This is a genomic window from Pseudarthrobacter siccitolerans (assembly GCF_001046895.1).
GTDB classification, from domain to species: domain Bacteria; phylum Actinomycetota; class Actinomycetes; order Actinomycetales; family Micrococcaceae; genus Arthrobacter; species Arthrobacter siccitolerans.
Genome location: NZ_CAQI01000030.1, coordinates 21631 through 33665, shown reverse-complemented (window position 1 = coordinate 33665; position 12035 = coordinate 21631). Strand labels below are relative to the sequence as shown.

11 protein-coding genes are annotated in these 12035 nt (G+C 66.3%); 8 read left to right on the top strand and 3 right to left on the bottom strand.

Annotated elements, in window-relative coordinates:
• Positions 1–185: 185 nt before the first annotated feature.
• The 3 genes from ARTSIC4J27_RS04205 to ARTSIC4J27_RS04195 all read left to right on the top strand — a co-directional run bounded on the left by ARTSIC4J27_RS04205 (position 186) and on the right by ARTSIC4J27_RS04195 (position 1622).
• The gene (locus ARTSIC4J27_RS04205) at positions 186–410 is read left to right on the top strand and encodes a hypothetical protein (RefSeq protein ID WP_050053972.1); all 225 of its coding nucleotides are present in this window, start codon (positions 186–188) and stop codon (positions 408–410) included.
• A 71-nt stretch (positions 411–481) separates the two neighbouring features.
• A complete protein-coding gene (locus tag ARTSIC4J27_RS04200; RefSeq protein WP_235436528.1) occupies positions 482–1228 on the top strand; it encodes a GAF and ANTAR domain-containing protein in 747 nt (248 codons plus the stop codon).
• A 133-nt stretch (positions 1229–1361) separates the two neighbouring features.
• Positions 1362–1622 carry a GlsB/YeaQ/YmgE family stress response membrane protein gene (locus ARTSIC4J27_RS04195; RefSeq protein WP_050053971.1) on the top strand — a complete coding sequence of 87 codons (261 nt, stop codon included), beginning with the start codon at positions 1362–1364 and terminating at the stop codon, positions 1620–1622.
• Between the two features lie 79 nt (positions 1623–1701).
• Here ARTSIC4J27_RS04195 and nhaA read toward each other — a convergent pair whose 3' ends face one another.
• Positions 1702–3042, bottom strand: a complete 1341-nt coding sequence (nhaA, locus tag ARTSIC4J27_RS04190) for a Na+/H+ antiporter NhaA (protein WP_050053970.1) — start codon at positions 3040–3042, stop codon at positions 1702–1704.
• A gap of 81 nt (positions 3043–3123) precedes the next feature.
• Positions 3124–3798, bottom strand: coding sequence for a PAS and ANTAR domain-containing protein (locus ARTSIC4J27_RS04185; protein ID WP_235436527.1), 675 nt, complete (start codon positions 3796–3798; stop codon positions 3124–3126).
• Between the two features lie 525 nt (positions 3799–4323).
• Here ARTSIC4J27_RS04185 and ARTSIC4J27_RS04180 point away from each other — a divergent pair.
• Together ARTSIC4J27_RS04180 and ARTSIC4J27_RS04175 are read left to right on the top strand one after the other, a co-directional pair.
• Positions 4324–6474, top strand: a complete 2151-nt coding sequence (locus ARTSIC4J27_RS04180) for a heavy metal translocating P-type ATPase (protein ID WP_050053968.1) — start codon at positions 4324–4326, stop codon at positions 6472–6474.
• A 117-nt stretch (positions 6475–6591) separates the two neighbouring features.
• The gene (locus tag ARTSIC4J27_RS04175) at positions 6592–7203 is read left to right on the top strand and encodes a DUF305 domain-containing protein (protein ID WP_050053967.1); all 612 of its coding nucleotides are present in this window, start codon (positions 6592–6594) and stop codon (positions 7201–7203) included.
• A gap of 137 nt (positions 7204–7340) precedes the next feature.
• Here the strand turns inward: ARTSIC4J27_RS04175 and ARTSIC4J27_RS04170 are convergent, their stop codons facing one another.
• The gene (locus ARTSIC4J27_RS04170; RefSeq protein WP_050053966.1) at positions 7341–8558 is read right to left on the bottom strand and encodes an FAD-dependent oxidoreductase; all 1218 of its coding nucleotides are present in this window, start codon (positions 8556–8558) and stop codon (positions 7341–7343) included.
• A 181-nt stretch (positions 8559–8739) separates the two neighbouring features.
• Between ARTSIC4J27_RS04170 and ARTSIC4J27_RS04165 the strand changes: the two genes are divergently transcribed.
• The 3 genes from ARTSIC4J27_RS04165 to ARTSIC4J27_RS04155 all read left to right on the top strand — a co-directional run bounded on the left by ARTSIC4J27_RS04165 (position 8740) and on the right by ARTSIC4J27_RS04155 (position 11854).
• Positions 8740–9396 (top strand): arsenate reductase/protein-tyrosine-phosphatase family protein, encoded by a 657-nt coding sequence (locus ARTSIC4J27_RS04165; protein ID WP_050053965.1) that lies wholly within the window; start codon positions 8740–8742, stop codon positions 9394–9396.
• A 186-nt stretch (positions 9397–9582) separates the two neighbouring features.
• Entirely contained in the window at positions 9583–10713 is a 1131-nt protein-coding gene (locus ARTSIC4J27_RS04160) for an LCP family protein (RefSeq protein WP_050053964.1), read from the top strand.
• Between the two features lie 31 nt (positions 10714–10744).
• Entirely contained in the window at positions 10745–11854 is a 1110-nt protein-coding gene (locus ARTSIC4J27_RS04155) for an LCP family protein (RefSeq protein ID WP_050053963.1), read from the top strand.
• The last annotated feature ends 181 nt before the right edge of the window (positions 11855–12035 follow it).

The window sequence follows — 12035 nt, the reverse complement described above, 5'->3', positions numbered from 1 at the left end:
AGGTAATCTGCGGGTCGACGGCGCTTCTGCGCGTCGCCCACGCTGCCCCGCCGCTGCCCCGCCGCGGCAGCCCGCCGTCGTACTCCCCTTGCTGGTCACAGAAAAAACACCCGGTTGAAACATTTCAGCAATCTCGGTTGGGCAAGCTGTGACTACGGGGATACAACAGCAGGAGGCACCGCATTATGGAGGCACAAGGAGTACGTACGGGCCAGCTTCGCATCGGCGACCAGATCGAGGCGTGGCACAACGGCAAGCTTTTCCACCGGGGGCGCGTCACCGACGTCGTTCCGGCCCTGGAACTGTTCTGGATCCTGGACGCCAGGACCGGCACGCGTAAGTTGCTGGATCCCGAGGCGCTGGAGATCCGCCATGTGGAGGCGCCGGCCAAGCCGCTCGCCACGGCCTGAACCACTTTCCTGCAGCGGCCGGAAGACAGTAACCTCTGAAACCGACGAAGTTTTCGGTGAAGGAGGCCGGCTTGAGCGAGGATAAGCCGCACGGCAGTCGGGAGGACGGCGGAGAGCCGTGGGTCTCCGCCGGGGAGCGCCACCTGCAGGAGCTGGTTCTGAACAGTGTGGACGTGGGCGCGTTCCTCGAGGAACTCGCCGTCCTCACTGCGTCCACCTTGTCCACCGCAGCGAAGCGGCTCCACTGCGGCGTGACGGTGGTCAGGAACCGGAAACCGAGCGTGGCGGCCAGCAGCGATAACCGTGCCCGCTCGCTGGACGAGCTTCAGAACGCGTTCGACGACGGGCCTTGCCTCACTGCGTTGCGGCGGCATGAGGTGGTGGTGGTACAGGACGTCCGCCGGGAGACGCGCTGGCCCGAGTACGTCGGGACGGCCCGGGAGCAGGGCATCGGCTTTATCCTGGCCATCCCGCTGGAGCTTGCCAGCGAGGCCGAAGCGGTGGTGAACCTTTACGTCGAGGAGCCGGCCAGCCTTTCTCCCCTGGACATCGACACCGCCCGCAATTTCGTGGCCAACGCGGCAAAGTCACTGCGGCTTGCGCTGAAGCTGGGCAACCTGCGCGATGCCGGCGATGACATGGCCGCTGCCATGAAGTCCCGGGCGACCATCGACATGGCGGTGGGCGTGATCATGGCGCAAAACCGGTGTACCCATGACGAGGCCATCTATGAGCTCGCGCGGTCCTCCGGTGCGAGGAACACCAGGCTTCGTGAGACCGCGGCGGTGGTGGTGGGCGCGGTCAGCGGCAGGGGTTAGGACGCGGCCCGGGACAGCATCCGGTCCCTTTTGGAGGACTGAAGCGCCGTCTTGGGGGTACCTAAACAGAAGCCCATGCGGAACCACCGCGGCAGTACGGGCGCCACAGCCCGCAAAACCGAAGGAGAACACCGTGATTGGATTTATCATTGCCGGCCTGGTCATCGGCGCGCTGGCCCGTCTCATCAAGCCGGGCAAGCAGAACCTGGGCCTGCTCGCCACCCTGCTGTTGGGCCTTGTGGGCTCGGTCATCGGCGGAGTGGTGGCGTCCCTGCTGGGCACAGGGGACATTTTTGAGCTGAACTTCCTGGGCTTCATCGTGGCCGTCATCGCCTCGGTGCTCCTGGTGGGCACGGCCGAGGCTATCGCCGGGCGCCGCTCAGTGCGCCGCTAAACATCCCCTGGGAGTTTTTGTCCACATATGCGGACTTCCGGGCAGCGGAACCCTGCGTAGCTGGACAAAAACTCCCGCTTTAGGGGCGTTCCTGGTAGACGTCCGGGATGCCGTCCCGGTCCGCGTCCAGTTTTTCGGCTTCTTCGGCCGCACGGTACTGGCGGTTCCTGGTCCGCAGAACGGCGGTGGCCAGCAGCGCCGCCAGCAGGGAAGCGGTGAGGATTCCCACCTTGGCGTGGTCATCATGCAGGCTCCCGTGCCCGAAGCTGAGTTCGGCCACCAGCAGGGACACGGTAAACCCGATCCCGGCGAGGAGGGCCACACCGAAGACGTCAATCCACTTGAAGGACTCGTCCAGCCGCGCCCTGCTCATTTTCGTGAGGAGCCAGGTGGTGCCCATGATGCCGACCGGCTTGCCCAGCACCAGCGCCACGATGATGCCCAGGGCCACCGGGTCGGCCAGCGCAGAGCCAAGCCCTTCCCAACCGCCCACGGCAACGCCGGCGGAGAAAAACGCGAAGATGGGTACCGCGATGCCGGCCGAGATGGGCCGGAACCGGTGCTCGAAGATCTCCGCCAGGCCCGGCCCCGCTTCCGGCCCGCCGGCAGCCTGTGAACGGATCACCGGAACGGCGAAGCCCAGCAGGACGCCGGCCACGGTGGCGTGGATGCCCGATGAATGGACCAACGCCCACGTCACCACCCCGAGCGGCAGCAGGATCAGCCACGCGGCTGCGGTGTGCCGCCCGAAGAAGTGACGGAACTTCTGCGCCAGGAATGCGTAGATGGCCAGCGGGATAAGAGCCAGGAGCAGCGGCATGACCTGCAGGTCGCTGGAGTAGAAGAACGCGATGATGCTGATGGCGATCAGGTCGTCCACCACGGCCAAGGTCAGCAGGAAGATCCGCAGGGCGCTGGGCAGGTGCGAGCCGATGATGGCCAACACCGCCACCGCGAAGGCGATGTCCGTGGCCGTGGGGATCGCCCAGCCGCGCAAAGTATCCGGGCTGGCAAGGTTGATCAAGGCGTAGATGGCTGCCGGTGCCACCACCCCGCCGAAAGCCGCAGCCACGGGAACAATGGACTTGTTGAGCTGGCGCAGGTCCCCCGCCACAAACTCCCGTTTGAGTTCGAGCCCCACCAGGAAAAAGAAAATGGCCAGCAGCCCGTCGGCCGCCCACGCGCCCAGGCTGAGCTCAAGATGCCAGGGCTCGTACCCGATTTTGAAATCCCGGAGGGCGAAGTAACTGTCCGACGCCGGCGAGTTGGCCCACACCAGGGCAATCAGCGCTGCGGCAACAAGCAGCGCGCCGCCCACGGTTTCCTTGCGAAGGATCTCCCCGATGCGCAGGGCTTCGGCATAACTGCCGCGGCCGAAGATGGTGGAATGGGTGGGGCCGGAACGGGGCGTTTGGCTCATGAAGCGTCCTCAAACTTGGCTCGACAAAATTATGCCGACCAGACTTCCCGGCGCACCTTCGATCCATCCTACAGGCGGTCCCTACCCTGCCCGACGCCGCCCGCTCTCCACCATCCGGCTGTCCTGGGCAATGGCGGCAACGGCGTCGTTCAAGTAACGGTGAGTCCCTGCGGAGTTGGCCAGCTTCACGAGTTCGGCGGCCACCACCACCAGCTTGACGTTGCGGTGGCTGCTGGTGCTGACCAGCACCTGGAAGGCATCGTCGGAGTTCATTTTCAGCTGGCCCATGAGGATTCCCCGTGCCTGGTCGATGACGCTGCGCGTGGATGTTGCCCCTGCCACCGCTTCCCTGGCCGTCTCCTCGGTTTCACGCCGGAGGGTTGAGGTGAGATCCACCATCACTCCGTCGATGGCAACGACTTTTCCGGTGGCATCCATTATCCCGTCGCCGGAGGTGAGCACGCGCCGGGTCCGCCCCCTGGAATCAATGATGCGGTGGTACATGCAGAAGTAGCCGCCGGTCCTGCAAACCTGCTCCACGATGTCCTGGCAGCGCGCCCTGTCCTCGGGATGCTTGTGCGAGAACAGCAGTTCCAGGGTGGGCACCACTTCGCCGCGCTCGTAACCATGCAACTGGAACATGCCGTCCGACCATTCAAACTTCCAGCCGTCCAGCTCCACATGGTAAGTACCAGCAACGCACTGGTCGTCCCCCAATGCACTGGAGTATATGTAGGGGCCGCTGAGTTCAGCCACAAAGCCACCTCCGGTTCTAATTCCCGGCATCCCACAGCCGGGGCAGGCGCCATTGCCTTGACTCAAGTATGGCCATGAAGACCCGCAAAGGCTAGGTGTGCTCGATCCTCACCCCCTTGACTCGGATACCCCCTAGGGGTATATTTCCGAGTGTTGTCAGTGAAGTGGTATGTCCCGGCCGGTGCACCGCACCCGCCTTCACAGCCGTTCAACCCCAGCGCCATTGATCCTTCGCCAAGGAATGGAAACTGACATGCTCACCATCGAAAACCGCACCCCGCTCCCCCTTGCTTCCTCTGCCGCCTGCAGCTGCTGCGCACCGGCAAGGCTCGGGCCCAAGGCGCCTCCCGCCGTCGTGATTTCCGACGCCCCATCCCCATCCCCATCCCCATCCCCAGGCGACGCTCTCTCACTTAACGCGTGAATTCCGGCAACGCTCTCTCACTCAACGCGGTGAATTCAGGCAACGCTCTCTCACTTTCCGCCCCTCAGTTAACGAGGGCGATGTCCTCCAAGGAGGAACCAATGCAGGACCATATGCACCATCACGACGACGACAGCCGGGCCAGCGGCACCCTCACCGAAGCCGGGGCTGCTGCAGCCCCTGCCGCGGCCGGTTCCGACCATAACCACGGGCATGGTCGTCACCACGCCCAGCACGACGACGACCACGCCGTCCACACCCACGGCCAGCACGCTGGACACAGCACGGCCATGTTCAAAAACAGGTTCTGGCTGACCCTGGCACTCTCCCTTCCCGTGGTCTACTTCAGCCCCATGGTGGGGCACATCCTGGGCTACATGGCCCCGATGTTTCCCGGTTCCATCTGGATCCCGCCGGTCCTGGGCACGGTGATTTTCCTCTACGGCGGCCAACCGTTCCTCAAAGGCGGGCTGCAGGAACTGAGGGACCGCAGGCCCGGCATGATGCTCCTGATCGGCATGGCCATCACGGTGGCGTTTGTCGCGTCCTGGATCACCAGCCTGGGCCTGGGCGGGTTCGACCTGGACTTCTGGTGGGAACTCGCGCTGCTGGTGGCCATCATGCTGCTGGGCCACTGGATCGAGATGCGCGCCCTGGGATCGGCACAGGGTGCCCTGGATGCGCTCGCCGCACTGCTGCCCGATGAAGCTGAACGCATCACGGACAGCGGCACCGAAACCGTGCCCGTCTCCGAACTCCGCCCGGCAGACCTCGTCCTGGTCCGCTCAGGCTCCCGGATGCCCGCCGACGGAACGGTGGTCGAGGGCCAGGCCGAGTTCGACGAATCCATGATCACCGGCGAATCCAAAACCGTGCCCCGGGGCCCCGGAGATGCCGTGGTGGCCGGGACCGTTGCCACGGACTCGAGCGTGCGCGTCCGGGTGGACGCCGTGGGCGAAGACACCGCCCTGGCCGGCATCCAGCGGCTGGTGGCCGAAGCACAGGCTTCGTCGTCCCGGGCGCAGGCGCTGGCGGACCGCGCCGCCGCGTTCCTTTTCTACTTCGCGGCGGGCGCCGGCGTTATCACGTTCATGGTGTGGACGCTGCTGGGCAGCATCCCCGAAGCCGTGACCCGGACCGTGACTGTGCTGGTGATCGCCTGCCCGCACGCCCTGGGCCTTGCCATTCCGCTGGTCATCGCCATCTCCACCGAGCAGGCTGCCCGGGCCGGCGTCCTGATCAAGAACCGGATGGCCCTGGAGCGGATGCGCACCATCGATGTTATCCTCTTCGACAAGACCGGCACCCTCACCACCGGCGAGCCGGAGCTGAAGGACGTGGCTGCTGCGCCGGGCGTCGACGCCGATGAGTTGCTTGCTCTGGCCGCCGCCGTCGAGTCCGACAGCGAGCACCCCGTGGCTCGGGCCATCGTCCGCGCAGCCCGGGAGCGGAACCTGGCCCTGCCTGCCGTTGCCGGCTTCGCGTCGCTGACCGGCCGCGGCGTCCGGGCCTCCGTGGACGGCCGCACGGTGCACGTAGGCGGGCCCGCGCTCCTGCGCGAGATAGGCGCCGTCGTGCCTTCTGCCCTGGAAGCCACGACGCGCGGCTGGATGGACCGCGGCGCTGCCGTCCTGCATGTGATTGACGACGGCGGGAGCGTCCTTGGGGCGGTCAGCCTTGAGGATGCGGTGCGGGCTGAGTCGCGGCAGGCGGTGGCGGCCCTGCAGCAGCGCGGCGTCAAGGTGGCGATGATCACCGGCGACGCGCGGCAGGTGGCCCAGGCCGTCGCGGTGGACCTGAACATCGACGAGGTGTTTGCCGAGGTGCTGCCCGCGGACAAGGACAAGAAGGTGGCCGAGCTGCAGTCGCGCGGCCTGAAGGTGGCCATGGTGGGCGACGGCGTCAACGATTCACCCGCGCTGGCCCGCGCCGAAGTGGGGATCGCGATCGGGGCGGGCACGGACGTGGCCATGGAATCGGCCGGCGTGGTGCTGGCCGGGAACGACCCCCGCGCCGTGCTGTCCATGGTGGACCTGTCCCGGGCGAGCTACCGCAAGATGTGGCAAAACCTGGTGTGGGCCACGGGCTACAACGTCCTGTCCGTGCCGCTGGCCGCGGGCGTCCTCGCCTTCGCCGGGGTGGTGCTGTCCCCCGCGGCCGGGGCGGTGCTGATGTCGGTTTCCACTATCGTGGTGGCCTTGAACGCCCAACTTCTCCGGCGCATCCGGCTCAACCCGTCCGAGGTGCGCTAGGAAGACGCCCGCCCACCCCAAACGCTCTCTCGCTTAATGCTGCTAATCGAGTGACGCTCTCTCACTTGATGCTGCTAATCGACTGACGCTCTCTCACTTTCAAAGGAAGGACCTGACATGAAGATCAGTACGTTCACCCTCGCCGCGGCGCTCGCCGCCTCGCTTGGCCTTGCCGGCTGCGCCGCCGACTCGGGAACCCCCGGCGGAGGCATGCACTCCAGCCACGGCAGCTCCAGCCCGATGTCCAGCATGATGCCGGACGCCAACGCCGACCATAACCAGGCAGACATTATGTTCGCCCAGATGATGATTCCGCATCATGCGCAGGCTGTGGAGATGAGCGACATCGTCCTCGCCAAGCCGGACCTGCCCGCGGATGTCAGGGCTCTGGCCACCAGGATCAAGGACGCCCAGGCGCCGGAAATCGAGACCATGACCGGGTGGCTCAAGAACTGGAATGTCCCCACTATGGCGGCTGACCACTCGGGGCACGGCATGTCCGGCATGGTAGACGCGGAAGGCCTCAGTAAACTCAAGGCCGCCCAGGGAACCGAGGCAGCCCGGCTTTTTATGGAGCAGATGACCGGTCACCACGAAGGTGCTGTCGAGATGGCCAATGACGAAATCGATGGGGGCAGGAACCCGGAGGCCGTCCAGCTGGCCCGCGACATCGTCACGGCCCAGGAATCGGAGATCGCCGAGATGAAGAAGCTCCTGGCAGCGCTCTGACCCAACCGGAACGCTCTCTCACTTAATGCCATAAATCGGCCAACGCTCTCTCACTTTCCTTACGAAAGTGAGAGAGCGTTGGCCCCAAAACCGCGTTAAGTGAGAGAGCGTCCCGTGGGAGCCACCGGCTTGGTGGGTCAGGCGCGGTGGTTGACGTGCTCGGGGCGGATTCCCAGCCCGATAAACCGTGCCGTGACCCGGCGCAGAAGCGGCGAGGCGGCACGAAGAACCAGTAGCAGCCAGCGGGGCGCGATCCGGTTCCCGGTGGCGGCCCTGAAGAGCACGCGGTGTCCGTTGCGCTGCAACTGCTGCATGATCTTCACTGGTAACTCCCGCCGCTTCTGCACGTCAGCCAGCTTCCCTGTTGGCACCGTTCCGGCCGCGAGGTCCGCCGCAATAGTGTTGGCCAGCGCCACGGCGTCCTGGATGGCGAAGTTCACGCCCACGCCGAACATCGGGGACATCGCGTGGGCGGCGTCGCCGATGGCAATGAACCCGGGACGGTACCAGCGCCGCAGCCGGTTGATCTGGACGGAGAGGAGTTTTACCTGGTCCCAGTCGGTGAGGTTCCCGACGACGGGGCGCAGGAATGGCGCGGCGCCAATAATCCGGGTTTGCAGGGCGCCCACCTCCCCCGCCCGAAGCTCGTCAAAACCGCCTTTGCGGATCACCATGCCCGACTGGTACCGGTCGCCGCGGTCGATCGTGAGGACCATCCCCTGCGCGGAAATGTAGCCAAGCGTTGGCGGCGGAGGGTCCGGCGGCTTGGGCAGGTTGAACCAGAGGACGTCGATGGGCACACCGAATGTATCGGGCGTCAGTCGGGCAGCGGCGCGCAAGGCCGACGCACGCCCGTCGGCAGCGACGGTGAGCGTCGCACGGATCTCCAGTCCGCCGTCGGACGTGAGGGCCCGGACTCCGCGCACCTGGCCCTCTTCGATGATGAGTCCGGTGGCCTCGGTGAGCATGCGCAGCTCGAAGTTGGGGAACGCGTGCGCCTCGCGGGCAAGGAAGTTCAGGAAGTCCCACTGCGGCGTGAAGACGATGAAGTTGTCCGGCGCGGGGAGGGTGCCGAAGTCCACGATGGTGACCCGCTGGCCATCAACCACCGCATCCAGCGTGGACAGCCTGGTCAGCGGAAGGTTCAGGAACTTTTCGCGCAGCCCAAGTTCTCCCAGCAGGGTGACCGTGGAGGGGTGGACAGTGTCCCCGCGGAAGTCGCGCAGGAAGTCGCCGTGCTTCTCCAGGACCGTCACCCGCAGGCCTTTCTTCGCGAGCAGGTATCCGAGCACCATGCCTCCGGGGCCGCCGCCGGCAATCACGCAGTCCCGTGTGATCTCGCTTTCCACAGTCATATCTTCGTGCTTCCCTGCCCTCAGGTGATAGAGCGTTGCCCGGAAACCTGCCAAAGGTGAGCGGGCGTCGGGTGGGAAGCGGCCAAAAGTGAGCGGGCGTGCGGGGTGGGGCGGCCGCCGTCGGGCCGATGCGTGTTAAGTTGAAAAGCACGGACGCACCGGCTGGAAAGAGAAATCTCCCTTGGACTCACCCGCACCAGTAAAAATCCTGACTGTCTGCACGGGCAACATCTGCCGCTCGCCCGTGGCCGAGCGGTTGCTGCAGGCGGGTCTGGACCAGGTGCTGCCGGGCGGTTTCGAGGTGCGCAGCGCAGGGACCCGGGCCATGGTGGGCGACCCCATCCAGCCCATCTCGGCCGACATCATCCGCACGTTCGGCGGCGACCCGGAGCAGTTCGCCGCCCGCCAGCTCACGCCCAAAATCCTGCGCGGCGTGGACCTGGTGCTGACCATGACCTCCGGGCACCGCGGCGAAGTCCTGCAGCTGGACGCCTCCTTCCTCAAGCGCACCTTCACCATCCGCGAGTTCGCCAGGATGCTCGATGTCCTGGACCAGCGAGCGGAGTCGGCCGGTAACGCATCGGAGGGAACGTACGACGACGGCGATCCCCTGGCTGCAAACCTCACCTTTTGGCGCGGCTTGCCTGCGCGGGCTGCGGCCGTGCGCCACCTGTCGCTGCCCGTGGACTCGGCCGAGAACGACATCATCGACCCATACCGGCGCGCGCCGGAGGTGTACCGGCAGATGGAGGACGAACTCGCGCCGGCCATTGTGTCCATCCTGCGCCACGCCCGCCTCAACGCCCCCGTTCGCTGGAACGGTGCCCCGACGCCGTAGCGTTCCGGCGAACGCGCACCGTTCCGGCGAACGCGCTGTCCGCCACCCAAAACTGCTGCCGCACGCACGGCTGACGTGCCCGCCCGACCCGGCCCGCCGCCGTCGTCATTACTGTGCGGACAAGTGTGCGGTTCTTCTGTGGATTCCCCTGATGTATCGCGTTTCCGCCGCTGCTAATTTTCGGCAATGGGCAGCCAGCGGAAGCATCCAGGCACGCAAACTCCCGGCTCCGAACCCCGGTCCGCGCGCCGCCGGCACCCCCTGCGCACCATCTTCCTGGTCCTGCTCGCCGTCGCAGTCCTGGTCCCGGTTTCAGCCGGAGCGTACCTCTACAACCTGGGACAGATCTACGAGTCCAAGACCAGCACCCTCGAAAGCCCCTTCCCCGCAGAGTCCCTCCGGCCCCAGCCGCGGACGCCCGGAGCAGCAGGCGGCATCCCCGGCGCCGGTCCCGCCGACGGACCAGCCGCGGGCGAACCCGATCCCTACGCGGACACGTCGCTGAACATCCTGGTGATGGGCAGCGACAGCCGGGGAGCAACGGCCGACGAGGCCCTCTCCGGCGCCAACTCCAACCAGCGCGCCGACACCCTGATGCTGGTCCATATCCCGGTTGACCGGTCCAAGATCTACTCCATCTCGCTGATGCGGGACCTGTGGATCAGCATCCCGGACCATGGCCAGGCCAAGATCAACGCGGCCCTTGCCTTCGGCGGTGTTCCGCTGATGCTCCAGACGGTCGAGTCACTGTTCCAGCAGCGGATAGACCACGTGGCCATGATCGATTTCGAGGGCTTCAAGGGAGTCACCGACGCCGTGGGCGGGGTGGAAGTCAACGTTCCCCAGCCCTTCGTTTCGCGCCACGACCACTACGCCTTCATCGCCGGAACCCAGACGCTGGACGGCGGGCACGCCCTTGAGTTTGTCCGCGAGCGCTACGCCTTTGCCGACGGCGACTACCAGCGGGTCCGCAACCAGCAGGCGTTTGTGCGCGCGCTGTTCGCGAAAAACCTCAGCCCGGAGACGCTCCTCAACCCGGTCAAGGTCCACAACGTACTCAGCGCCATGGCCCCGTTCATCAGTGTGGACAGCGGGCTGGACGCCGCAACCCTGGCCCGTCTGGCCCTTGAGCTCCGCGACGTCCGGGCCAACGACATGGTGATGTTCACCCTGCCCACGCTGGGCATCGACACCTCCGCGGACGGCCAGTCGATCGTGCTGCCGGACCCCTGGGCCGTCGAGCGTATTTCCGAGGCTTTGGCAGGTGACAGTTTGGACACGTATGTAGCCAGCGGAGCCTTGGCGGGCGGACACTGATCCCACCACACGCACAATGAGGTGAGGCACAATGAGCACGCCAGGCGGTTCTGACCCCTCCGGCACGGGCCCGTCCGGCTCCCATCCGCACGGCCTGGGCTGGGTGGCGCACGGACGGCGGCGCTGGATCGCTGCCCTGGTGGCGCTGGCGCTGGTGGCGGTGGCCGTCGTCGCGATCGTGAACCTCAACCGGGCCGGCACGGAAGCGCAGCCTGCGGCAACACAGAGCGCTTCGGAAACACCAACGCCCAGCGAGACCCCGACGGAAACCACCCCGGCACCCCCTCCTCCCCCGCCGCCGCCTCCCCCCATTCCGGAGCTCCCGGCCGTGCCCATGAACGTGCTGGTCATCGGCAGTGACATGCGCGGCAACGCCCGCGACGCCGCAGCCCACACGGCCGCTACGGGCCAGCCGATGGACCAGCGCGCGGACGTCCTGATTGTGGTCCACGTCCCGGCAGACCGGCGAAGCCTCTACATGATCTCCATCAACCGCGACCTGTGGGTGGATATCCCGGGGTTGGGCGGCGCCAAGGTCAACTCGGGCCTGCAGTACGGCGGCATCGACATGCAGACGGCCGCGGTCCAGTCGCTGCTGGGTATCACCATCGACCAGACCCTGATGCTGGACTTCGGCGGCCTCAAGGTCCTTGTTGACGGGCTGGGCGGGATCGACGTCAACGTGCCCGTCCCGTTCCAGTCGACCCACGACACCGGGCACGTCTTCACCCCCGGCGTGAACCACCTGGACGGGCAGGCGGCGCTTGAGTTTTCCCGCGAGCGCTACGCGTTTATCGACGGCGACTTCCAGCGCGTGCGCAACCAGCAGATCCTGCTCCGCGCCATCCTGGCCCGCCTCACTGCCAATGGTGCCCTGAACGATGTCAACGCGGTACGGGGGCTGGTGGACTTCGCGTCCTGCTGCCTGACCGTCAACAAGAGCTTTGACCTGGTGCAGGCGGCCATCCTCGCGTACAGCCTCCGCAACCTCGACGTGAACGCCATCGGCACGATGACGCTGCCCACGGCCGGTCCCGGATTTGTGGCGGGCCAGTCGGTGCTGTTTCCCGATTACGGCGGCGTCAACGCTGTAGGCGCAGCGCTGCGGGAGGGCCGGATCGCCGAGTTCGCGCTGCCGTAAGGCACCGCGTCTCGTTGTGCCAGCGCTTTGGGGGGCCGCTGGCGACGCGCACAATGACTGTCGACGCGGGTACTTTTTGGCGCGGCCGGTATTTGCGGCGCGTCCAGTATTATGCGCCGCGGGAATCAGTTAGCGCGTCGAATTCGCGCACGGCTCGGTGTCCTGGGGGCCTATCCGTGCT